The sequence below is a fragment of the Bacillus sp. SORGH_AS_0510 genome, from assembly GCF_030818775.1.
Classification (GTDB): domain Bacteria; phylum Bacillota; class Bacilli; order Bacillales; family Cytobacillaceae; genus Neobacillus.
In genome coordinates, this window is the sequence record NZ_JAUTAU010000001.1 from 531,409 (window position 1) to 553,402 (window position 21,994).

25 protein-coding genes and 1 pseudogene are annotated in these 21,994 nt (G+C 39.9%); 18 read left to right on the forward strand and 8 right to left on the reverse strand.

Going from position 1 to position 21,994, the window contains the following annotated elements:
- The first annotated feature begins 145 nt into the window (after positions 1–145).
- The 6 genes and pseudogenes from QE429_RS02795 (at position 146) to QE429_RS02820 (ending at position 4,797) form a co-directional block, all read left to right on the forward strand.
- Entirely contained in the window at positions 146–1,006 is an 861-nt protein-coding gene (locus tag QE429_RS02795) for an EamA family transporter (RefSeq protein ID WP_307283786.1), read from the forward strand.
- Between the two features lie 703 nt (positions 1,007–1,709).
- Positions 1,710–2,444 carry a twin-arginine translocase subunit TatC gene (gene tatC, locus QE429_RS02800; protein ID WP_307283789.1) on the forward strand — a complete coding sequence of 245 codons (735 nt, stop codon included), beginning with the start codon at positions 1,710–1,712 and terminating at the stop codon, positions 2,442–2,444.
- 131 nt (positions 2,445–2,575) lie between these two features.
- Entirely contained in the window at positions 2,576–2,764 is a 189-nt protein-coding gene (locus tag QE429_RS02805; protein ID WP_307283792.1) for a DUF4017 family protein, read from the forward strand.
- Between the two features lie 145 nt (positions 2,765–2,909).
- Positions 2,910–3,782: a YitT family protein gene (locus QE429_RS02810; RefSeq protein WP_307290715.1), complete on the forward strand. Its 873-nt coding sequence runs from the start codon at positions 2,910–2,912 to the stop codon at positions 3,780–3,782.
- A 143-nt stretch (positions 3,783–3,925) separates the two neighbouring features.
- Positions 3,926–4,303 (forward strand): annotated as a pseudogene (locus QE429_RS02815) (VOC family protein).
- A 32-nt stretch (positions 4,304–4,335) separates the two neighbouring features.
- Positions 4,336–4,797 (forward strand): SRPBCC family protein, encoded by a 462-nt coding sequence (locus QE429_RS02820; protein ID WP_307283794.1) that lies wholly within the window; start codon positions 4,336–4,338, stop codon positions 4,795–4,797.
- Between the two features lie 300 nt (positions 4,798–5,097).
- Here QE429_RS02820 and QE429_RS02825 read toward each other — a convergent pair whose 3' ends face one another.
- Together QE429_RS02825 and QE429_RS02830 are read right to left on the reverse strand one after the other, a co-directional pair.
- Positions 5,098–5,808: an FTR1 family iron permease gene (locus tag QE429_RS02825; protein WP_307283796.1), complete on the reverse strand. Its 711-nt coding sequence runs from the start codon at positions 5,806–5,808 to the stop codon at positions 5,098–5,100.
- A 225-nt stretch (positions 5,809–6,033) separates the two neighbouring features.
- Positions 6,034–6,450 carry a DUF1284 domain-containing protein gene (locus tag QE429_RS02830; protein ID WP_307283798.1) on the reverse strand — a complete coding sequence of 139 codons (417 nt, stop codon included), beginning with the start codon at positions 6,448–6,450 and terminating at the stop codon, positions 6,034–6,036.
- A gap of 155 nt (positions 6,451–6,605) precedes the next feature.
- Here QE429_RS02830 and QE429_RS02835 point away from each other — a divergent pair, with 155 nt between their 5' ends.
- A complete protein-coding gene (locus QE429_RS02835; RefSeq protein WP_307283801.1) occupies positions 6,606–7,007 on the forward strand; it encodes a hypothetical protein in 402 nt (133 codons plus the stop codon).
- Between the two features lie 294 nt (positions 7,008–7,301).
- On the opposite strand, the gene QE429_RS02840 is transcribed toward QE429_RS02835, so the two are convergent.
- Positions 7,302–7,841, reverse strand: coding sequence for a CBO0543 family protein (locus QE429_RS02840; protein WP_307283804.1), 540 nt, complete (start codon positions 7,839–7,841; stop codon positions 7,302–7,304).
- Between the two features lie 142 nt (positions 7,842–7,983).
- On the opposite strand from QE429_RS02840, the gene QE429_RS02845 reads away from it, so the two are divergent.
- The 7 genes from QE429_RS02845 to QE429_RS02875 all read left to right on the forward strand — a co-directional run bounded on the left by QE429_RS02845 (position 7,984) and on the right by QE429_RS02875 (position 14,006).
- The gene (locus tag QE429_RS02845; RefSeq protein WP_307283806.1) at positions 7,984–8,448 is read left to right on the forward strand and encodes a MarR family winged helix-turn-helix transcriptional regulator; all 465 of its coding nucleotides are present in this window, start codon (positions 7,984–7,986) and stop codon (positions 8,446–8,448) included.
- Between the two features lie 105 nt (positions 8,449–8,553).
- Positions 8,554–9,117 (forward strand): GNAT family N-acetyltransferase, encoded by a 564-nt coding sequence (locus QE429_RS02850; protein ID WP_307283810.1) that lies wholly within the window; start codon positions 8,554–8,556, stop codon positions 9,115–9,117.
- 684 nt (positions 9,118–9,801) lie between these two features.
- A complete protein-coding gene (locus QE429_RS02855; RefSeq protein ID WP_307283813.1) occupies positions 9,802–10,164 on the forward strand; it encodes a PadR family transcriptional regulator in 363 nt (120 codons plus the stop codon).
- Positions 10,125–10,886: a VanZ family protein gene (locus QE429_RS02860; RefSeq protein WP_307283816.1), complete on the forward strand. Its 762-nt coding sequence runs from the start codon at positions 10,125–10,127 to the stop codon at positions 10,884–10,886. The genes QE429_RS02855 and QE429_RS02860 overlap by 40 nt, the downstream gene beginning before the upstream one ends.
- Before the next feature lie 746 nt (positions 10,887–11,632).
- A complete protein-coding gene (locus tag QE429_RS02865) occupies positions 11,633–12,172 on the forward strand; it encodes a CBO0543 family protein (RefSeq protein WP_307283819.1) in 540 nt (179 codons plus the stop codon).
- A gap of 130 nt (positions 12,173–12,302) precedes the next feature.
- The gene (locus QE429_RS02870) at positions 12,303–13,331 is read left to right on the forward strand and encodes a PspC-like choline-binding domain-containing protein (protein WP_307283821.1); all 1,029 of its coding nucleotides are present in this window, start codon (positions 12,303–12,305) and stop codon (positions 13,329–13,331) included.
- Between the two features lie 261 nt (positions 13,332–13,592).
- Positions 13,593–14,006: a VOC family protein gene (locus QE429_RS02875; protein WP_307283823.1), complete on the forward strand. Its 414-nt coding sequence runs from the start codon at positions 13,593–13,595 to the stop codon at positions 14,004–14,006.
- 50 nt (positions 14,007–14,056) lie between these two features.
- Here the strand turns inward: QE429_RS02875 and QE429_RS02880 are convergent, their stop codons facing one another.
- Entirely contained in the window at positions 14,057–14,176 is a 120-nt protein-coding gene (locus QE429_RS02880; protein WP_307283825.1) for a YjcZ family sporulation protein, read from the reverse strand.
- Positions 14,177–14,440: 264 nt separating this feature from the next.
- Between QE429_RS02880 and QE429_RS02885 the strand changes: the two genes are divergently transcribed.
- Positions 14,441–15,358, forward strand: a complete 918-nt coding sequence (locus tag QE429_RS02885) for a PspC-like choline-binding domain-containing protein (protein WP_307283827.1) — start codon at positions 14,441–14,443, stop codon at positions 15,356–15,358.
- A 62-nt stretch (positions 15,359–15,420) separates the two neighbouring features.
- On the opposite strand, the gene QE429_RS02890 is transcribed toward QE429_RS02885, so the two are convergent.
- The 4 genes from QE429_RS02890 to QE429_RS02905 all read right to left on the reverse strand — a co-directional run bounded on the left by QE429_RS02890 (position 15,421) and on the right by QE429_RS02905 (position 19,930).
- Positions 15,421–16,503 (reverse strand): Ger(x)C family spore germination protein, encoded by a 1,083-nt coding sequence (locus QE429_RS02890; protein ID WP_307283829.1) that lies wholly within the window; start codon positions 16,501–16,503, stop codon positions 15,421–15,423.
- Between the two features lie 2 nt (positions 16,504–16,505).
- Positions 16,506–17,582, reverse strand: a complete 1,077-nt coding sequence (locus QE429_RS02895) for a GerAB/ArcD/ProY family transporter (RefSeq protein ID WP_307283832.1) — start codon at positions 17,580–17,582, stop codon at positions 16,506–16,508.
- An 18-nt stretch (positions 17,583–17,600) separates the two neighbouring features.
- On the reverse strand, positions 17,601–19,082 hold the full coding sequence (locus QE429_RS02900) for a spore germination protein (protein WP_307283835.1): 1,482 nt from the start codon (positions 19,080–19,082) through the stop codon (positions 17,601–17,603).
- Between the two features lie 284 nt (positions 19,083–19,366).
- A complete protein-coding gene (locus tag QE429_RS02905; RefSeq protein WP_307283837.1) occupies positions 19,367–19,930 on the reverse strand; it encodes a hypothetical protein in 564 nt (187 codons plus the stop codon).
- Between the two features lie 171 nt (positions 19,931–20,101).
- Here QE429_RS02905 and QE429_RS02910 point away from each other — a divergent pair, with 171 nt between their 5' ends.
- The 3 genes from QE429_RS02910 to QE429_RS02920 all read left to right on the forward strand — a co-directional run bounded on the left by QE429_RS02910 (position 20,102) and on the right by QE429_RS02920 (position 21,807).
- Positions 20,102–20,689, forward strand: coding sequence for a DUF421 domain-containing protein (locus tag QE429_RS02910; protein ID WP_307283840.1), 588 nt, complete (start codon positions 20,102–20,104; stop codon positions 20,687–20,689).
- A 56-nt stretch (positions 20,690–20,745) separates the two neighbouring features.
- Positions 20,746–21,183, forward strand: a complete 438-nt coding sequence (locus QE429_RS02915; RefSeq protein ID WP_307283843.1) for an SRPBCC family protein — start codon at positions 20,746–20,748, stop codon at positions 21,181–21,183.
- 135 nt (positions 21,184–21,318) lie between these two features.
- Positions 21,319–21,807 (forward strand): hypothetical protein, encoded by a 489-nt coding sequence (locus QE429_RS02920; RefSeq protein ID WP_307283845.1) that lies wholly within the window; start codon positions 21,319–21,321, stop codon positions 21,805–21,807.
- The last annotated feature ends 187 nt before the right edge of the window (positions 21,808–21,994 follow it).

A 21,994-nucleotide genomic window follows, 5' to 3' on the forward strand; every position in this document is an offset into this window, starting at 1 on the left:
TAAAATTTGCATGCGTATGCTTACCTGCTATTTTACTATATTTTGTATGGATGAGGAGGGTGAACACGCAGAAATGTTTAATAGTATAGATTAGGTGAAACCCTATTGATTAGACGTATTTTTAAGGAAAAGAAGGGATACCAAAATGAGTATCGTCTTAGCATTATTAGCAGCTCTGTTTGCGGCAATTACCGGGATTTTAGCCAAGATCGGCATGGAGAATGTCAATTCTAACTTAGCCACGGCGGTCCGCACCATCGTTGTGGTGGTGATGGCTTTTATCGTTGTCCTTGTGACCGGTCAGCTTCATACAATCTCTTCGATTACCCATAAAGCCCTGCTGTTTATAGGGCTTTCGGGGGTGGCCACGTGCTTGTCATGGCTGTTTTTTTTCAGGGCGTTGGCCATTGGGGAAGTGTCGAAGGTGGTGGCCATTGATAAGGCGAGTATTGTGCTGACCATCATTTTGTCTGTACTTGTTTTGGGGGAACCCGCGAAACCCCTAGTGATTGCAGGTGGAACGATTATTTCCATTGGGACGTTTATTTTAATTGGAAAAAGTGAAGAGAAGAAACGATTTTCCGGGTCGCAACGCTATGTTGTGCACGCGATTATAGGGGCTGTGTTTGCGGCGCTAACGGCAATTTTAGCAAAAATTGGTCTGGAAGGCGTTGATTCGAACCTGGGTACCTTTTTGCGAACCATTGTGATCCTATTTTTTGCATGGGGGATTGTCGTTTTCCAGGGCAGGGTGAAGGAATTAAAGGGGATTTCCAAGAAAGGCTATTTTTTTCTCGTCCTATCAGGGATGGCCACGGGTTTGTCCTGGCTATGCTATTTTGCCGCGATCGCATTGGGCGATGTTTCTGTCGTCGCTCCCATTGACAAATTTAGTGTCGTGCTCACGATGGTGTTGAGCTTTATTATTTTAAAAGAAAGATTGGCCAAGCATAAGATTGTAGGCGGAGCGCTGATCACGGCTGGGACGATTGTTTTGATTTTATAAGAGTGGGTTTGTCTTGTCTTGGCTGAGAAGCGGGTGAGATTGGCGGAAGGCGGGGGAATTTCGGACAGAGTGGCATGAAAAACAAGTAACATTGTCAGAAGACCGAGCAACTTCGGACAGAGTAGGCAGGCGGAAAAAGAGGTAACATTGTCAGAAGGTGAGGGAACTTCGGACAGAGATGGTTGAAAACCTAGCAACATTGTCAGAAGACCGAGGTACTTCTGACAGAGTAGGCGGAAAAAGAGGTAACATTGTCAGAAGGTGAGGAAACTTCGGACAGAGTCGGAGGAAAGCGAGCAACATTGTCAGAAGACAGGCGGCCTTCTGACAGAGTAGGCGGAAAAAGAGGTAACATTGTCAGAAGGCGAAGGAACTTCGGACAGAGTCGGAGGAAAAGCGAGCAACATTGTCAGAAGACTGAGGAACTTCGGACAGAGATAGATGAAAAGCAAGCAACATTGTCAGAAGGTGAGGGAACTTCGGACAAAGGTGGCTGAAAAGCAAGTAACATTGTCAGAAGACCGAGGTACTTCTGACAGAGTAGACGGAAAAAGAGGTAACATTGTCAGAAGGTGAGGAAACTTCGGACAGAGATGGCAGAAAACCTAGCAACATTGTCAAAAGGCTGATTTTATCCTGCCAAAGAGGTATAATGGCGAGAGTGATGGTCATTACAACATTATTGATAGGCAGGCGGGGCTAGTTGAGAGAGAAGGAACTTCACTTAAGTGAGCATCTGAATGAATTACGAAAACGATTAATTTTTATAGCGATAGCATTCCTGCTTTTTCTAGTAGTAGGATTAATTTATGACAAGCAAATCTATCTTTTCTTTATGGGGAACCTGGGATATAAGTTAATGGTGTTGGGGCCAAGTGATATCATGTGGATTTATTTCCATTTGGCCACGGTGGTTGCTGCAGTGGGGACCATTCCCGTAGCGGCTTGGCAAATTTGGTTGTTTATCAAGCCAGCGTTAAAGCCGGTGGAAAGAAAAGTAACTTTAGCATACATACCAGCGCTGTTTTTGCTTTTTTTGGGGGGAATGTCATTCGGTTATTTCTTCATCTTTCCGAACGTGATGAGATTTCTCACGCATTTGGGGAACGGATTAATCGAAACCTCGTTCACAGCGGAAAAATATTTTAGTTTTCTATTGGACATGACGTTGCCGTTTGGGGTCGCATTTGAATTACCGCTAGTTATCATGCTTCTAACGACTCTCGGAGTGGTCAATCCTTTTACATTGGTGAAACTTAGAAAGTATGCATATCTGATTCTGGTCATCATCGCCTCGATGATTTCACCGCCAGAATTTATTTCGCACATTTCCGTTGCCATCCCACTTATTCTTATTTTTGAAATCAGTGTGTTACTTTCAAAAATGGTCTATACTCGAAGACAAAAACGCGAACAACTTATACTGAACGAATCCTAAAAGCTGCTGAGACGCCTCGGCAGCTTTTTCATAGTAGGTAATATAAATTGGGTATAATGGTAATATTTACAATATTAAAAATAATTGGTAAGATAATTATGTAGTTAGATCTATAATAAGGTGGTGCACAAATGAAAAAAATAATGCCTCCACTAATAGCCTATTTGGTTGTTTGTCTAATAGCCATCTTCCTTCCTGCATCTGAAGGCTATAATACAGTAGGCTGGAAATTGTTTGTCGGACAAATATATGCAATTCCAGTTTTAATCATTGTGGCTTTGTTTACATTTTTTAGAAATAAAAAAGCATTACAACAATAGTAGATTCCCAATAGCATGGACCAGGATCGCAGAGCAGCGGTCCTTTTTGTGTTGGAGATTTTAAAAAGGCGGAGGCCACCCAAAGTCATGAAAACAGAATTTTATGGTAAACTAAAATAAATAAACAAATAAAGTGAGGAATTTGATGGGAGAAATTAAAAAGAACAAGACGAAAAAACCAAGACTGATTTTAAAAGGATTGATGGTCATCCTCGGTGGATTTATTGCGGCCTATGGACTCGAGACGGTTTTAATTCCAAACAATGTATCGGATGGGGGCGTGACGGGTCTTAGTATCGTTGGTTCCGAGCTGTTTGGTTTACCACTAGGCATTCTCATTGCCTTGCTGAACCTGCCCTTTGTATGGTTAGGCTACAAACAAATTGGTAAAAGCTTCGCGATTTTTTCGGTGTTAGGAATCATATCCTTAGCAGTGGGGACAAGCCTTATGCACCATACCCCGGCGATTATTGAAGGGGATACCTTGCTCATTACCGTTGTTGGAGGGATTATCCTCGGTTTTGGGATGGGTCTTGCCCTGCGTAATGGCGGTGCCTTAGATGGAATTGATATGCTGGCCGTCCTGCTCTCGCGCAAATTGCCGTTTGGGACAAGTGATCTCATTCTTTTCTTAAATACCTTTGTATTTATCTTCGTTTCCACCGTGTTCGGTCTCCAAGGCGCCATTCTATCGGCTATTGCCTACTTTATCGCTTCGAAAGTCATACATATTGTCGAAGAAGGTTTAAGCGGCTCGAAAACCTTCCAAATTATCACCACTCATCCTGAAGCCATGATCGAGACCATCCGTGACCGCCTGGGCCGTGGGGCAACGTATAAGGAAGCGTACGGCGGATTCACCAATGAAATGTTTAAAGAAATCACCTGCGTGATTAACCGCTTGGAAGAAACCAAGCTGAAAGAAATCATTAATGAAATTGACCCGAAGGCTTTCGTTACCGTGTATGACGTAGCCGAAGTAAAGGGCGGCAATTTCAGAAAGATTGATATCCATTAAATAAACCTTCTTGAAAAAAATCACCGTTCACGTTGTGTGAAACGGTGATTTTTTGTTGGCCTTGTTTTTCCAGCGTAAGCAAGGAATTGTCGGGGGAATTGTAGAATTGTAAATATAATACAAATTTTACATGGAGAAAATAAATGACTAAACCACTTTTAAAAGGAATGGAAGCGGTATTTATTCCGGTGAAAGACCCTAAATTGTCAGCAAAATGGTATGAAGAGATCCTTGGTTTTACACTCATTTATATCGAAGAAGAGGCGGCAGTTATGCGGATTGAAGAAGGTGCTCAAACCGTGGTATGCCTAGTGCGAACAGTCGATCATCAACCAATGAAGTTTCCTGAAAATAAATTTGGGGTGGGGAAATATTATAACTTTATCCCACACGATATATAACAAACCCACAAGTATTTACTTGAAAAAAATGTTAAAGTAAGTGCGATGGATGGGAAAGGAACGAAGAAGTTTTTTACGTTCTATGACCCGGACTGTAATCCGTTAGGCGTTTGCCAATAGCTATTTAAGAAAATTTTTCAAGGAGAAGGGAAATGCCAGTTATTGTGCATCAGCAGTTTATTAAAGCACCTATTGAAGTATGTTTTGACCTGGCGAGGAATGTCGAAGTCCATACGCAAACGACCTCTAAAACTAAGGAAAAAGCCATTAGTGGAGTGACGAAAGGGCTTTTAGTGGTAGGGGATACGGTGACGTGGGAAGCTGTTCATTTCGGTCTAAAGCAAAGGCTGACCGCCAAAGTGACACGAATGGAGAAACCGAATATGTTTGAAGATATTATGGTGAAGGGAGCCTTTCATTCCTTCACTCATACACATCATTTTGTCGAAGAAGCTGGCGGAACCCTAATGATCGATCATTTCCAGTATAAGTCACCATTCGGTTTAATTGGGATGGCGGCTGACAAGCTATTCTTGGAAAAATATATGAAGAAATTTATTATTTCCCGTGCCGAAGCCTTGAAAAAAATTGCTGAGGAACCGGGATCAATCTAGAAAGACAGAGCAAATATTGGAGGCTATTAAATTGTTAGAAAAATTTTTGAAATGGAGATTGTCACCCTTTGTATGTGTGGGGATTATAACGGGCTCATTGGTCAAGCACATTGGAGTGTCTGGGTCCATCTTCTTTTTAATAGGAGCATTCCTATTGGTGAGGGTAATTACCTATAGAATTGAAATCCTGGAGGCAAAGGGGAAATAATAGAAAGGTTAGAAATCCACAGGATCCGTCCCATGGATTTAAATGTAAAAAGAGTCGGTCCCTTTTAAAAGGAGCCGACTCTTTTTAATAACTTATGGTTTAGGCACAACGCGTTGCTTACGGAACTTCTGGATATCGTTCTTTAAAAATACGAAAAGAGCAACGAGGATAAATGTAGCCATTCCGACTTCTTCGAGGAGTTCTCCACCCTCAAACAGCTTAACCAAGCCTTCGCCAAATAGTTCTCCACCAACAAAGATAAGGACAACGCCTAATAGTTTAAAGATTAATGATAGGTTAAGTTTAACAGACGTTTTAAATACAGCGAAGGCAATCAATACAGCGAGTAGAATCCCGATGATACTACCTGATGCTACAGTGAAGGCACTTTCTGAAATCTTTGTCATATTAAACACCATCAGTTCTATTCCCTCACGGACAACCGATAGAAACGATAATACTAACAGCCCGATGGCACTCGTGTTTTTAGTTACCTTTTGTGTAACCGCTGCTGTACTGCCTTGGTTTCTATGAATCCATAGGATGAAATAGGCAATCAATCCAGCAGAAAGCAACATCATGATGCCTTCGATTAGTTCTTCTCCCGCTTCTTCGGCCTCTTTGGCTTCGCTGAACCCAATTGTGCCTACCACCGCACTAATGACAATTCCTGCGATTGCCCCTATATATACAACTTTCTTTAAATCCGTTCGTCCAATTCGTACTAGGTGAGCAAGGATAATTCCAATAATAAGTGCAGCTTCGAGCCCTTCCCGAAGAGACAGAAATAAACTATCTAGCATCTTCATACCTCCTGTTGATTATGAGAATCATTTTCAATTAATTTAAATTTAATTGAAAATGATTCTCAAGTCAACAAGTTTTTACTTAAGACTATGAAACTTTTTAAAAAGGAAAATCATAAAATGAAACATTTGGAAAAAGGAAATTTAAATGAGGGGTTTAATATAACTTACAAGAGTGGAAGTGTTTGAATAAGGGAGCGAACATAAAAAAACAAGAAGGGCTTATTTCACTTCTCTCAAGCCCTTCCCGTCTATAATCTCTTGAATGCCTTCCTCACAAACCCCGTAGGTACGCCAGTGGCAGGTTTCGCAGACGGTTTGAATATCGGTGGGGATGACGTGCTTTTTAATGCGGGACTCAATGTCCTTCCATTTCAGGGTTTGCCCGATATGAAGGTCCATTTTTTCTAAAATAACCGCATCCCTCTCATAGAGGTTGGCGTCCTGACAGTGGTAATCACCAGAGTTCGGGTACTTTTCACACAATTGATCTGGCCCCTTAACAAGCTCAATCAGTGTCTCTGGGTTGTGCCGCAAATTCTGATGCAACCGCGTCATATTCTCCACATATTCCTCGGAATACCCCATTCCCCGATAGCCCAACAGGCAAAACAGATGATGTCCGCGTAATTTATACATCGTCTAACCCCCCAGTTTGATGATTATTAGTTAACTAAAGTGTATATTAAGTTTACTTAATTGAAAAATATCATTTTTTAGTAAAAACAGGAATGTCGTTCTTGAGAGTAGAATTTTCTATATAACTATAAAAATAGTAAAAAGGTGAAATCATGATGAGAAATTTGATAAGAACGATTTTCCATCTAGTAATGACAACGCTGATATACACAATATTTAATGAAGGGGCCATGTTCAGTCTAGACCATGGGACGCTTTTTTCAGCAACGATTACGAGTATTTCTTTCCTGGCTTATGGGCCAGCATGCTACTTGATTGCTCGTCACTTTGAATTTGGCCGCTGGAAATACGTATTCTTCATTCCATTTATTAACGAAATCCTGTATCTTATGGCCATTTACACAACCCCTATCCGCACCTATTTTCCAATGGAAGATGATAATTATGGAGTGGGAATGATGATCTTACCTCTCACAGTCATCATGTGGATTATTTTTATTGTATGTACATTTACCGGGATCCAAGTAAGAAAAAAGGCAACAACTACTATTTCTTAAACAGGAGTACATAGACAATGTTATTATATGTTTTTTTAATAGGGATATTAATTTGGTTCATGTTTATTACAATTAAAATACTCAAAATCTCAAAGGATGTTGAAACAGTAAAAGAATATCTTAAAAGGAATGAAGATAAGGTTTACCAAGTTTTAAAAAAAGTGAATGAATAATGGCTAATGGTTGGATTCGCTGATAAAAGTTAAAAATCGCTGATAAAGCTTGCCGATTCGCTGATAAAATCGAAAATTCGCTGATAAATAGCCGAAATCCGCTGATAAATTCCCAAAACGGTCATTTCATTTTTAAAACAGGTAAATGGAAGTAAAGAATCAGAAAGATTGTACAGGAAAAACAAAGGGCCCAGACAATGATTGGTTTTTTCTGATGCAGGATGAGACTTATAAAAGTGAAAATCCATACTATGAACGACCACCAAGAGGTCCATCCGTTGTGGTAAGACAAAAGATTTGTAAATAAAAAGATAGTTTCGATGATGGTAAATAGGACACTCCAAAGGGTAATATATGCACTTTGTTTAAGTATGGAATTGCCGTATGGGTAATGTGATAGAAAAAGTAAAACAATCAACGGGATGTTGGTAAATGCGATCATAAAATCAGCGATGGTATGATTAGGGATTAAAAATGCCGGGTGGAAATACCAGAGTGAGTGCTTATAGGTCAAGATAGAGATAAAAAAGTCCACACAAATAGCAAATAGTACCGTTCGGGCATAGGTCTCCCGTTTTTTCCAATCGACGAATTTTACTGCTAGCCCAAGAAGGATGATGGATAAAAGTAAGGGGAGAAATTTCACGAGCTCATGATTCATAGGGTTCCTCCATTTTCAGTCCCAATAAATGTTCACTTAAATTATGCCCTACTCCGTAAAAGTTTATTTTTGGAGTCTTCTAAAGTATAATAGTTCATAATTAAACAGTTCATAAATGAACTATTTTTAGGGAGTGACTTAAATGGCCTTAAATTTTAATGACACAAAAGTGCAGCAGGTAATGGAAGTCTACCAATCATTATGGGCGATTAACAAAACGACAGCGCAATTAACGAAAAAGAACGCGGAGAGCTTTGGTCTTACTTTGCAACAGTTGTCCATCCTAAATACGTTACTGTCCTTTCCGGGATTGTCGCAGCAAGAATTGACGGAAAGGCTAATCTCATCAAAGAGTACGATTAGTGTGAGCGTGGATAAGTTAGTAAAAATGGGATTAGTGGAACGCAAGCTTTCCGAGGCGGACCGGAGAGAAGTTAAGCTAGCCCTTACCATGGAAGGGGAAAAAGTATCTAAGGAAATAAGCAGAAATTCGCTTTCCTATCAAGCAATGCTGGCGGCCTTAGAAAAAATGCCAGAAAAAGACATTCAATCATTGCTGCGGATACAGAAGGAACTGTTAAGGCATCTGGCTGAAAGTGGGTATTGAATTAAGATTGGCTATGCCTGGTGTGCCTGAACTTTTTCTAAAAAAGAAGGAATTTTTTCATTTGAATCGAATTATGGAATTCATTGACAGTTAGGAGGGATTTGTATGAAACGTGTTAGATTAGTCCCACATCAAAGAGAGTTTGCGGAAGCCATGTCTGCTCTATCTTCGGAACCGCAAGTAAAAGATGCACTGGGACTGACGGACAGCCAAACTTCTGTTGAGGGAACGATAGGGTTTATTGAATTTATTTTGGAACAAGAAAGGCAGGGGCAGCAATATTCAAGGGTTATTTTAAATGAGAAGGATGAAGTCATTGGGGTAATCACACTGAAGGATATTGATAAGACCAATAAAACGAGTCATATCGGGACGTGGATCGGGCATCCGTATTGGGGCAAAGGCTATAATGCTGCGGCGAAGGCAGAGATTTTATTTACAGCATTTGGGGATTTGGATTTAGAATACGTATTTGCCGGGGCGAAATTAGCCAATATCCGCTCGCAAAAAGCACAGGAAAAGCTGCCGTACATGAGATTAGACGTGCAAGCGGAGTTTCCGGAGGAACATGCGAAATTAGAAGCACTTGTAAAGGCGCCGTGTATTTTGAATGTGATCGAGAAAGATGCGTTTCTGAAATGGTATTCGCAGGAGGAAATTACTCTATAGGAGTTGCTAATAATGAAAATTGCAAATAAGGAATTACCTGACTATGAGGTTGCCTACGAATAAGGGGCGGATACTGACAGAGGACAGTGAAAAAGCAATGAGATTGTCAGAATGAGAGCTAGATTCGGACAGAGGCTAGAGAAAAAGTAAAGAGATAGTCCGAATCTAATCCTCACCATAACCACATATCTAAGCTAAACCTCAACAATACCCCACCCAATTAAAACAACCTCCACCTGCCCAGATCCCAATACTGATAATAGAAATAATAGACGAAAAGAAGCAGATTTACTATGAATGACAGCCAGAAAAGAGCGGAGCGCACGCGCATTTTCCATAATAAAAACAATATAAAAAAGTTGAAAATGATGGGCAACAACGTATATGACATTCTTTCATCGAAAAGAGAAACAGCATTAGGTTGTAACCACAAAATCAGATTGTCGGATCGCTGGGCAATGATTGAAAACAGGACCACACACCAAAATACTATAAATAACACGGTTTTTTTCATGAGTAAACACCCCCATTCACTGAAGAAGCCCCAAGACTTACACAATTAGTGTAATTCAAAAAAGGAATATTTCATATTAAAAATTGGATTTTTTAACCATAACCCTTGTAACACGATGTACCACGTGATACGATGTCATAAGAGTCCGATTTAAAAGCGAGGTGATTTTGTTGGATAAGGAAATTATGAAAGGCAGCATCGATATTCTTCTTCTTTCCATTGTTAGAAAGAGGGATATGTATGGATATGAGATGGTGAAGACATTAAAGGAGAACAGCAATGAGCTATATAACATGAGTGAGGGCACCTTGTATCCCGCTTTAAAACGACTGGAAAACAAGCTCTGGATTGATTCTTACTGGGAAAACTCCGATGTCGGGTCAAGGAGAAAGTACTATCGCATCACGGAGGATGGCAAGAAGGAGTTAGAAAGAAAGCTAGCGGAATGGAATAAGGTACACAATCTAATTCAAACATGTTCGGAGGGAATGGCTTGGATCACAACATTAAAACCTACGTTGACCAGATCGTGAAGGAACTAACATGCGATAAGAACGAAAAAGCTGACATCGCGGAGGAAATGATTCACCACCTGGAATTATTAAGGGACGAGTACATAGAAGAGGGGCTTTCTGAGAAGGAAGCAGTTCAAAAAGCGATAAAGAGTTTTGGCGACGAAAATACCTTAAAAGAGGGCATGCAATCCTCTGTGTTCCCAGGATATAAACTGTTTAATTATGGTGTAAAAATTGCGTTCTACCTCTATTCTTTTATCATACTTTGGAATTTGCTATTTGAACGAATCATTGGCAGGATCATTGACCGCGGTTCATTTAACCGTTATTTTTGGTACCCGGAAAACACGCATAGTTTTTTTAGCATGGAAGTGTGGAAGCTGAATGCGAACATCATCCCATTCAAGACAATCTCCCGCTATATTATCGAACGGGAACATTATAATGTAGATATCATTTTAAATAATACCGTCGGGAATATGTTGATATTTGTTCCATTAGGCATATTACTGCCGATCCTATTTAAAAAATCTAGGTCATTTACAAAAATTCTTACCATCGGTGTGGTTAGTATTTTTACGATAGAATCACTGCAGTTCTTTTTGCAAATCGGGCAATTTGATATTGACGATATCATTTTGAATGTGGCCGGCATCTTACTTGGGTATACGCTCTTCAAAGGGTTAACGGTCCTTTCACGACAAACGAAGTGGAAGTTGCTTCGACGAATTACAAATTAGTGTTATGTGGGCTTTGCTTAAAGTGCGAAGCCTTTTCTAATGGGGGGAAATAAGGATTTTGACTCTGCTCTAAAATGAAACTGGGGCAACTTCTAACAGAGTTAGCGCCAAAGAGAACTAGAGCCCGGCTACTTCTACTTTTTGCTTCTTCTTGCTTAAGAAAGTAGAACTAGAGCCACGCTACTTCTACTTTTTGTTTCTTCTTGCTTAAGAAAGTAGAACTAGAGCCCGGCTAGTTCTACTTTTTTGCCACTCCTTGCTCAGAAAGTAGAACTAGAGCCCGGCTACTTCTACTTTTTGCTTCTTCTTGCTTAAGGAAGTAGAACTAGAGCCCGGCTACTTCTACTTTTTGCTTCTTCTTGCTTAAGAAAGTAGAACTAGAGCCCGGCTACTTCTACTTTTTGCTTCTTCTTGCGTAAGAAAGTAGAACTAGAGCCCGGCTACTTCTACTTTTTACTTCTTCTTGCTTAAGAAAGTAAATCTAGGCCCTGGCTACTTCTCTACTTTTTGCATCTTCTTACTCAAAAAAGTAAATTACTGTCCAAAGATGAAGCAACTTCTGACAGAGTCCGAAAAAAAAGGTCAACTAGTCCCCACAAGCTCAGCCTGAGTGGAGCTTGTGGGGACATAGTTGTTCACCTACTTCTTGTAAAACAGCCAATTGCCACCATGTTTGTATAACAAATGAAAAGAAGTGCCATATTATTACTGTTTAAAGTGAACTCAAAATGAGGGATGAAAACAGTATGTATAGTCAACTGGAAAAGGCATTTAATAAGTATCTTACGGCTGAGACGCAGATTTGGCTTCATCATGATTTGTGGAGTGGTCATTGGTGGAGTATTCTTATCATAAATGCCCTGTTCTTTGTGCTTCTGCTCGTATTAATCGACCGGTATCGCATCTTGTTAATTTCTCTGGCCTTTGTGATTAGTTTTATCATCGTTGGTCTAGTGGATGAGCTGGGGACTTATTTTGATTATTGGGAATACCCGCATCAGTTTCTTGTTTTTACCCATCGCTTCAATGCAGTTGATTTTGCGGTGATCCCCGTGATGATGACCTTATGTTATCAATATTTCAGACGTTGGAAAGCGTATTTGGTGGCGGAAGTGATCTTGTCGGCGGTCATCAGTTTTATCGGGATTCCTTTATGTGTATATTTTAACTTGTACACATTTGAGGATTGGAACTACTTTTATTCGTTGATCGTGTCGATCATCTTGTTTATTGCGTTGAAAGTCATTGTTGATTTTATAGAAAAAAAAGCGAAGAAATATGTTTGAAAAAGGATCGCGACTGTGTTGTGGTCCTTTTTTGTGAAGTTGGGAAATAAATAAGTTTTTACCAAATTTTACAAAAATATGGTAAAATAATAGGTAGTTTAATAGAAAAGTATAAATGGGGGTAATGATGTTGAAAAAGACGCTAAAAGCTGTAACAATCGCAGCGGGTCTCGCACTGCTAGCCGCACCAGTTTCATCGTTTGCAGCAGGAACGACTGCCGTTCAGCACCACAATCAGTGGGTGAAAAAAGGAGCGTATTGGACGTATTATAATGCCAATGGCGCGTTACATAAGGGTTGGCTGAAGCAAAACAGTAAGTGGTATTACCTTGATGCAAATGGGAATATGAAGACAGGTTGGGCGCTTGTCAGTGGAAAATGGTATTTCTTTGAGGCAAGCGGCGCGATGAAGACAGGCTGGGCCAAGGTCGGGAATCAGTGGTACTATCTGGATGGCTCAGGATCTATGAAGATGGGCTGGGTGAAGGTATCGAATCAGTGGTACTTTCTAGATAGCTCAGGCGCTATGAAAACCGGCTGGGCCAAGGTATCGAATCAATGGTATTACCTGGATCGTTCGGGTGCCATGAAAACAGGATGGATTGAATTAGCTGATAATGTAAAGTACTACTTAAGCGCTAGCGGCGCGATGAAAACGGGCTGGCTAAAGGATGCAGGTAAGTGGTACTTCTTTGATCGGACGTCTGGTGAAATGACAGTCGATTGGAAAGATATCGATGGAAAAACGTATTATTTCTATAGTGATGGACACATGATGGCCAACAAGACCATTGGCGGCAAAAAAATCGGTGCAGATGGTGCAGTCTACGAGGATCATTCTGCTGAGATGATGAAAACGATTGAAGGCATAGTAGCAGATTCTGGGTTAACCATGCAGTACCAGGATGAAACGAAATCATATAATCTATATCTTGATGATGATCAAGTAGGTGCTTTTCGAGTAGATGGGGGAGTAGTGGCCTTTTCTTCCTACGAAGGAGTGTGGAAAAAAATAGCTCTTGCACTTGATGTGCCACTAACCGAAGCAGAGCTGAATGAATTAATGGAGCAATCACGCCAAACCGGAGAGATTAGGAAGGACGATCTCAATATTTTGGTGAATGATAAAATATTGTTCATTATGTGGAATTTTGAATAAAGGAGAGACCGGGGAGGGTCTATACTCAAAAAAGGAATTTTGGCCCTACTAGCACTCGTGGTCATTGGCTTTTGGTATGTGTATGCAACTCACGCTGGACATAACCAAGCAGTGTCACCAGAGGAATAACATTCAGTGAATTTTATTAACAGGAAGAATGGCTATCACGATTCTTGATAGTCATTTTTTACTTGTTATATAGTGGACTAAAATGTCAGGTCTATCGATGAGTATAGGGAAAGGTTGAAAGGGGAGACGGAATTGAGTACGCAATTAGTAAGGGTAGGTACCACGTATATTCCTGTAACGAATGTGGAACGTTCTTCTGCTTGGTATATTGAAAAATTAGGAGCGGTCGAAAGCTACAGGGACCAGGACAAAGCGATTCTCAATTTAGCCAATCAAAGTCTATTTCTTGTCAGGTCCGCCGAAAACCAAACTGCAAATTTCTTTGATATTTACGGTGAAGAACGGTTTTCGCTAACATTTGAAGTAGATGGATTAGCTGCATTGGTCGCGTTGCATTCAGAGCTGAAGGAAAACGATGTGAGAGTCGGAGAGATTGAAGATAGGGGACACGCAGGGAGAAACTTTGTTTTTTATGATGAAGATGGGAATAAGTTCGATGTTTGGAGTGAACTGAGTCCTTCTTTTAAAAACATGAGAGGTCAATAAACAAAGGGCAGACAACTTTGCCTGCCCTTTGCTCATTCGATGCTAGCTTCTTAATAAAAAGAAGCGCCAACGATAATAAGAAGAATGAACAATACAACGATTAATACAAATGTACTGCCGCCGTAGCCACCGCCGTAGCCGTAACCGCCGCCATAATAACCCCAGCCCATACTTTCACCCCCTCTGTGAAAAAATTGGAGGGAAAATCACCTCTATATAAGTATATTGTTGTGAGCCAATCTGGTTTGGACAAACAACCTAATTCCATGAAAATCAGCGTTTTGCTTACATGTTTTTTGTACAATAAAACGACTCATTTAGTTGTATGGTGAAAGCAAGTATTTGTAATAAAAGTATATATTTACTAAATTTTATTAAAATAGTAAACTACTTTAGTAGTATAAAAAATAGAGAGAAAAATGGGGGAAATGATTTTGAAAAAGACGCTTAAAGCCGTAACCATCGCAGCAGGTCTTTCGCTACTTTCTGCACCAGTTGCATCTTATGCAGCAGGAACAAAAGCTGTTCAGTACCACAACCAATGGGTAAAAAAAGGCTCGTACTGGACATACTACAACGCAAAAGGCGCGTTACAAAAAGGCTGGTTACAATTAAACAGCAAGTGGTATTTCTTTGATACAAATGGATACATGAAAACAGGCTGGGTATCTAGCAGCAACAAATGGTATTACTTTGATGCAAACGGTGTGATGAAGACTGGTTGGATTCAGCTTTCAAAGCAATGGTACTTCCTTGACGCTTCAGGCGCGATGAAGACAGGCTGGGTGAAATCCGGTCAAGACTGGTACTTCTTAGCTTCAAGCGGCGCCATGAAAACAGGCTGGTTACAAACAGGCGGCAAGTGGTATTTCCTAGATCGCTCGTCTGGAAAAATGGCACTAGGTTGGAAGGACATCGATGGTAAAAAGTATTACTTCTATAACAGTGGTGCTATGGCGGCGAATACGACGATTGATGGAAAGCAAATTGGAGCAGACGGTGCGGTTGTTTTCGATAACACGGATGTGACATTTAAAAACATTGAAGGAATGGCACGTACTCAATACGGATTATCGGTTGAATACGATGATGAGGTTGAAGGATATCTTTTCTATAATAATGCTGACGAGGCAGTAGGTGGCTTCAATTTTGAGGGATCTGTCTTTGGAGAACCGGGCTATGAAGATTTATGGAAAAAGGTAGCTCTTGAATTAGGTTTCCCTGGAACTGAAGCGGAGCTAAATGATTTAGTGGAGCAAGCGCGTCAAGAGGGTGAGATCTTCACAGATGGAATTTACATCATCGCGAATGAAGATATATTTGTTATTGCTTGGAATTTAGACGAAGAATAGTAGTTGGAATGGCTATCAGATGATTGATAGCCATTTTTTTTGTTGGTGAAACATAAATCTTGTTACTCCACAATTCCAGTTTGTTTAATCTCTACGTCAGCATGTACAAGAACCGTTACTTGAGGATAAATGGATTTCCATGTTTTCTCATTGAATGGGCGATAATGCTCTTTATATTTTGCTCCAAGGCCTAGCGGGTCTACTTTTTGTTCCTTAAATCGATTGATAATTTTTAAGGAACCCTTTTCTAAAATCTGTTCCACTCCCTTTTGAAGTTTTGGTTTATCAATAGGAACCCGCTCTTTCTTAGGTGAAGAGAACTCTTGAAGTCGTGTCTTCATTTGTAAGTAGATTGTAAAGACAGGTTTACCTTTCACAATTTTCACTTTGTATTTTGCCTTTGAATGAAGAATATCTAGAACGATCCTCTCGCCATTTTTTATATTAAATTGATGTAGCCCGTGGTTGTATGTATCAACTAGCCCTTTAAAAATGAACAGGTCATCCATCGATAAAGCTGTGACAAATCGATCATCCTTAAAAATGGCCAACCCATTGATTTTGATTGTATCTTTTTCCTTCTTGATTAGTGGCAAATAAGGATCCTGTCCAACTTGAGAAAATTGAAAGAGAAAGCTGTGTAAATTGGAGCGTGGAAGCTGCCCGTGTTCCATGTTTTGGTCAAGTAATTCTTGCGAAAATAAGGAAATATTCTCTGTTTTAAATGTCGCTGTCGATAATAAATCAGAGGCATCACCATCTACAATGGCCAGTTGAACAAGGTTTCCTATGGAGGGATCACGGTTTAGGGTATCAACAAAATCGTTTATCCCTCTTTTGGACATTTCCTTTCCGTAAAGAGCTAAACGAAGCTGCCCACTTACTAAAGGATATCTTGTTTCGTTATTTAAAAGGCCACGAATCTCTTTGCTTGATTGCCCCACACTTGACTTGATTTCAGTAGTAGAAGATTTGTCTTTTTTAAAGATAGGAAATACAATCGTCTCTTTTATTTTGTTCTCAGGTGCCACATCATACCCTACGCCTTGTGCCATATTTATTTCATTCACAATGGTGGGAGTGATAAGGGAACAACCCGTTAAAAATAGTGGTAGCAAAAACCAAATGACAGAATGCTTAGCCATTTTTATGACCCCCTTTTTAATATAGTAAGGACTAGAAGGAGTAAAGGAATATAAACATAAAATAACCATAAATTCATTTGTGTAATAAGTTGATTAAACCAATCTTTATAAGGGTCTTTAATCAATTGGCATAGGACGACACTAATAATGCTAAGGACTATTAAGGCGTATTTTTGCTTTTTATTAAAAATTTTCTTAAGACCTCTGCTAGAACACCAGAGTAGGAGTGCGAGTAGGGCGGTTACGATGATTAAATACATAGAGATATATAAGTACTCAAATCTTTCCAAGTAAGAAAACTTCATGACTTTCGTTAAAGACAGCTCTGGCCAAATGGTTGTAGCTAATTGTTTTTCACTGTAAAAGGTAAAAGAAACGATAGCAGAAAAAGTATAGAGCAGGGTTGTAAATAATGCTCCCAGATGGGCATATTTTTTTGATGAGTTTACATTTCTAATAAAAGGATAAAACATGAGCAACGTTTCCGTTCCAGCTAAGGTATACATGGAGCTTTTAACAGAATCCAATAAATTCAAAAAGGAATGGTTCATAATGGGTAATAAATTTGAAAAATGAGCCATTTTTATAGGGAAAACATAAAGAATGATAAGATAAATTTGTGGATAAATAAACGATAATAATGCAATTCCAACGACAACTCGAAATCCTCCAGATACACAATAATAGACGAGAATCAATATGATGATGGCAAGAAGCCATGAGGACAAGTTAGGAAACATCCAAACCTGTATGATTTCAATGTAGCCAACTAAAACAGATACACTAGCTAACCAGTAATACAACATGATGATCAAGCTTAAACATTTGCCAATGCTTTTACCAAAGACAATTGAATGAACATCCACGATATCTCCATCTACTTTTGCTAAAAGCTTATACATCATCCAAATAAATAGTTGAACACAGCAGCCGGCAAGTATTACCCCCATCCAGGCATCATAGCCGGCCTTTTTAGCAATGAGTCGTTGAAAGCTTAAAATTCCCACACCAACTTGTGAACTATAGATTGTAAAAAAGACTAAATAGGGAGAAATTTGATGCCTCTTATCTACTTGCATATAAAATATCACCCTTCTTTATTCATAGAAATCATTCATTGGCTCGGGGTTCTTTCCCATTCCAGTAGACTTTCGCTTTTTTTGCGGCCTTAGAGATTGCGGATTCTCTTTTTGCATGGAAAAAGGAAGTCTAAACCATAGGTCTTGGAAGGCTGTTTTTCTTAATGGATAGATACTTAAATAGGGACGCCCAAGTGAGGTTAACCTGAGCGTATGTAAAACCGTAAATAATAATCCAACAAATACCCCAAATAAACCTAGAAATTGGGCTAAAAAAATGACAGGAAATTTAAAAAAACGAATGGTGTTGCTAAATTTATAGACCGGTGCAATATAGGAAGCTAAGGTTCCGAGGCCTACTAAGATTAGCAACACATTGCTGGTTAAACCTGCTTCAACGACGGCTTGACCGATGACAATGCCCCCAACAACACCAAGGGATTGTCCAATTTTCGTAGGTAAACGAATTCCAGCTTCTTTCACCATTTCTATCATAATTTCTAAAAATAGTGCCTCCAAAAAAGGCGAGAATGGAACCGATACTCTTGAACCAACCAAGTTTTCTAATAATTTCGAAGGGATCAATTCATAATGATAGGTCAGAGCGGCGACGTATAAAGGACTGATTAGACCTGATATGAAAATAGAAAAGAATCGCAATAGGCGAAAAAAATTAGAAATAATCCAAGAAAAACTATAGTCCTCCATGGCAATTAACGATTCCATTAAAGTAACAGGTGCGATGACTAAATTCGGTGACCCGTCAGCCGCTATGATAATTTTCCCTTCTGGGAGTCCTGCGGCAACTCGATCGACTCTCTCCGTTGAGATGGACTGAGGAAACAAGGAGTGAGAATTATCCTCTATCATAGCCGCAATATAGGAACTGTCTAAAATTTGATCATATTGAATATCCTGAATTCGTTGGATCACCGTGTTTACATTCTCTGGATCAGCAATCCCTTCCATATAAATGACGGCTACTCTAGTCTTCGATAATTCCCCTACTGTTAGTTCTTTTACTAGTAGTTCCGCAGCGGGTAATCTCTTTCGAATCAGATTGATGTTAGTGTCGAGTTCTTCAATAAAACCAACCTGTGGACCTAATGCCGAAGATTCCATGGTCGGTACTCCGACATCACGAAATTTGCTGTTCGCAATATTTATTAATAAGCACTCTTGATCGTTGGGAGCCTTTTGAACAGCAATGTATCCATTTAACAGGTTTTGAACAATTTTTGAGGGGTCACTTGTAAAAGAAATCTCTTGTACTGGTATCTTGCTTTTTAATTCTTCTAGTGAAAGGTGCTCCTGTAAATAAGGCAGCACATCTTTATGTAAAATGTCTGATGAGATGAGGGTACGGAAGTAGGAAAGCCAAAAGGGCTCACTGTCTTTTAAAGAGGTATGCTCACGAACAAAGTCGTTTGATTTGGAAATGCGTTCAACCCAGTTTTGCTCTCCTACATTTTGCCCTTCGATTTCATGATCGTTCTTCATGGGTATCCCTCAATTGGTTTTTCCTTATTTTGTGGAGAATAGGAAATATTATGCGCCATATCCAGTGTTGGACATTAATAGGGAATTGGAAGGGAGTTTCCAAATTTTGTAGAATTCCTTGGCGATTTTGTAGAATTCCTTTGATTTTATGTAGAATTAACCTCGATTTGTGTAGAATTGTCTTCATTTTGTGTAGAATTCCTCGAATCTTATGTGGAAAAAACCTAATTCTGTGTAGAATTCCAAGCCCTACAATCCCCCTATTCCGTAAGAAGACGTGAAAATCACCAAAAACCAGTCAAGGAGAGGGTCCCTGCCTGGTTTTTTGGCGCCTTTTTAGTAGAGTTAAACCGGATTCGGCGGAATGAAGAAAATATCAAAGTTAAATAACGCGTGAATAGGGTCAGCAGGAGTTTGAAGATCGACTCTTCGTACCACACCAGACAGAGCGACCTGAGTCCCGGCGGCACGGTTTTCGTGATGACGTCTTCTTCTGTATCTGTCCCGACCAAGGTAAAGTCAAACGCAAAATTACCGATGTTTCGGGCAATCACGGTACCAAACGGCAATGTTCGCAGTGGTACTTGCGTAATAATCACCTCGGTTTGTTCCGTTTCAGCTGCACCTAGACACGGCCCCACTTGACCCGGAACACATGAAGGCTCATAGGAGTTGGCCTCAAATACTGTCAACGTGCCAGGGAACTGTGATGCCGGCAGATCTTCCTCAATCGTGAACTGCTGATGCACCAAACAGCACCCGCCACAATCGCAGCAAAGCTGAATCTCATTGTTAAATGGATTCGAAAAATGTTTCTTTTTCTCGTCCTTATCCTTATCTTTTCCCATACATTTCACCACCTTTACTTGTCCTACTTCAGGATATGCAGGGACAGGAAGGTGGTTTGGAAAAATTATAAGGATTATATCGTTGTGAGGAAACGCCCCCCCGCACTTCATAATAAAATTGTGCATATTTGGGAAAATAATAGCTAAAGTTGTTTTTAGGAGGCTAGTTAAATGGAATTATCCTTTATATGGAAATCATTTGTTTTAATCATAGCTGGTATCTTCTTGTTAAGAATCGCTGGTAGAAAGTCCATATCGCAAATGACCCTTGCTCAAACAATCGTAATGATTTCTATTGGAACCATTATCGTTCAACCTATTGTGGAAAAAAGCGTCCTAAAGGCGATTGTTGGGGCCGCAATCTTTGTGGTTTCTATCGTCATTCTAGAATATGTAGAAATCAAATTTAACATCTTTGAAAAGTTCATAACGGGTAAATCAAAAATAGTGATAGAGAATGGTGTTTTGAATACGAAGAATCTGAAGAAGTTACGGTTAACCGTCGACCAATTGGAAATGAGAATGCGCAATCAGGGGATAGCTAAAATAGAAGATGTGAAAACGGCAACCCTTGAGGCTAACGGACTGCTCGGTTATGAATTGAAGGACCATGCCAAACCGTTAACGGTGGGAGAGTTCAAGAAAATCTTAGATTCCTATTTCCAAAATCAAAACCCATCTCCAAAAAGGGAAAACGAGAATATTTTTGAAGAAATTAATAGTCTGAGACCTCAAAACCATCCGGATTATTTACAGTAAATGGCTGAAAGCTTTAACGAGCTTTCGAAAAAATAATAGAAAGAAAAGGGACAACTATGGTCGACGTATTAACCGATATAACTATTCATTGTCCGCGTGAACAGGTTGCAGCATATGCGGCAAATCCAGAAAACGCGCCAGAATGGTATGTGAACATTAAAAAGGCCGAATGGCAATTGAACAAATCTGTAGTTATCGGGGCGCGAATCGCATTTATAGCACAGTTTTTAGGGCGAGAACTCTCCTATGTATATGAAATCGTTGAATATGTGCCAGGCGAAAAAATGGTCATGCGCACGGCGAACGGCCCTTTTCCCATGGAAACGACCTACACTTGGGAAAAAATCGACGACCAAACGACCCGGATGACCTTGAGAAACAAAGGAAATCCCACTGGATTTTCAAAGCTGTTCACTCCATTTATGTCAACCATGATGAAAAAAGCAAATAATGCTGATTTGAAAAGAATTAAGAGCATGTTGGAAAAAGACTAATAGAAGATCGTGGCTGCTAGGCACGGTCTTTTCGTGGTGTTGGAAATTGGAGGGGGACTGTCCCTCTTTAGTGGATAATTTGCCCTTTTTATGAGGAAACTAAGCTATACGCTTTTTAAATAGGGTGAATTAAGCATGATCATATTTGCGGTTTCGATAATCCTTTTCAATACGATTGTTATTAAAATGAAAAAACAGCTGACGAAAAACCAGATCGTTCATATTTGGACGTTTACGATGTTACTGGAAATGCTGTTTGATATATTAGTTGATGAAAAATTAAATGGCTATTGGTATTTCTGGAGAGGAATCGATTGGACCAACATACTAGCCTATTCGCTGCTTATTCCACCTGTGAACGTGATGTTTTTAAACTGGTATCCATTCCAGAAGTCTCTTTTAAAAAGGGGAAGTTACTTAGTCGGTTGGGTGATTTTCATTTTGATGTATGAATACGCAGCTCTACTCCCGCAACCTTGGGGCTACTTTCATTATGGCTGGTGGAATGTGTATTATTCAATCGTGTGCGACCCTATTTTGTTTCTCATATTGCTAACTTATTTTAAATGGATACGTAAAATTGAAAGGATTGGGGAAAAAACAATGACTATCAAAATTAGATAGTCATTGTTTTTTTAAAAGTCTCTGTTAAACTTGCCTGTTGATTTCCGTTCCAGACGCGAGCGGTTCGTGGGTGTTTCGGCGAGCCTCCTCGACGCAAGCGTCTGCGGGGTCTCCCCTGAATCATACTCCCACAGGAGTCTGCGCGTCTTCCGCTCCAATCAACAGGGTGTAATAATCAACCTTGTTC

Coding starts and splice junctions, on each gene's coding strand:
- QE429_RS02795 (WP_307283786.1), top strand. CDS start 146: ATGAGTATCGTCTTAGCATTATTAGCAGCTCTGTTTGCGGCAATTACC.
- QE429_RS02805 (WP_307283792.1), top strand. CDS start 2,576: ATGAAAAAAATAATGCCTCCACTAATAGCCTATTTGGTTGTTTGTCTA.
- QE429_RS02810 (WP_307290715.1), top strand. CDS start 2,910: ATGGGAGAAATTAAAAAGAACAAGACGAAAAAACCAAGACTGATTTTA.
- QE429_RS02820 (WP_307283794.1), top strand. CDS start 4,336: ATGCCAGTTATTGTGCATCAGCAGTTTATTAAAGCACCTATTGAAGTA.
- QE429_RS02825 (WP_307283796.1), bottom strand. CDS start 5,808: ATGCTAGATAGTTTATTTCTGTCTCTTCGGGAAGGGCTCGAAGCTGCA.
- QE429_RS02830 (WP_307283798.1), bottom strand. CDS start 6,450: ATGTATAAATTACGCGGACATCATCTGTTTTGCCTGTTGGGCTATCGG.
- QE429_RS02835 (WP_307283801.1), top strand. CDS start 6,606: ATGAGAAATTTGATAAGAACGATTTTCCATCTAGTAATGACAACGCTG.
- QE429_RS02840 (WP_307283804.1), bottom strand. CDS start 7,841: ATGAATCATGAGCTCGTGAAATTTCTCCCCTTACTTTTATCCATCATC.
- QE429_RS02845 (WP_307283806.1), top strand. CDS start 7,984: ATGGCCTTAAATTTTAATGACACAAAAGTGCAGCAGGTAATGGAAGTC.
- QE429_RS02850 (WP_307283810.1), top strand. CDS start 8,554: ATGAAACGTGTTAGATTAGTCCCACATCAAAGAGAGTTTGCGGAAGCC.
- QE429_RS02865 (WP_307283819.1), top strand. CDS start 11,633: ATGTATAGTCAACTGGAAAAGGCATTTAATAAGTATCTTACGGCTGAG.
- QE429_RS02880 (WP_307283825.1), bottom strand. CDS start 14,176: ATGGGCTGGGGTTATTATGGCGGCGGTTACGGCTACGGCGGTGGCTAC.
- QE429_RS02890 (WP_307283829.1), bottom strand. CDS start 16,503: ATGGCTAAGCATTCTGTCATTTGGTTTTTGCTACCACTATTTTTAACG.
- QE429_RS02895 (WP_307283832.1), bottom strand. CDS start 17,582: ATGCAAGTAGATAAGAGGCATCAAATTTCTCCCTATTTAGTCTTTTTT.
- QE429_RS02900 (WP_307283835.1), bottom strand. CDS start 19,082: ATGAAGAACGATCATGAAATCGAAGGGCAAAATGTAGGAGAGCAAAAC.
- QE429_RS02905 (WP_307283837.1), bottom strand. CDS start 19,930: ATGGGAAAAGATAAGGATAAGGACGAGAAAAAGAAACATTTTTCGAAT.
- QE429_RS02910 (WP_307283840.1), top strand. CDS start 20,102: ATGGAATTATCCTTTATATGGAAATCATTTGTTTTAATCATAGCTGGT.
- QE429_RS02915 (WP_307283843.1), top strand. CDS start 20,746: ATGGTCGACGTATTAACCGATATAACTATTCATTGTCCGCGTGAACAG.
- QE429_RS02920 (WP_307283845.1), top strand. CDS start 21,319: ATGATCATATTTGCGGTTTCGATAATCCTTTTCAATACGATTGTTATT.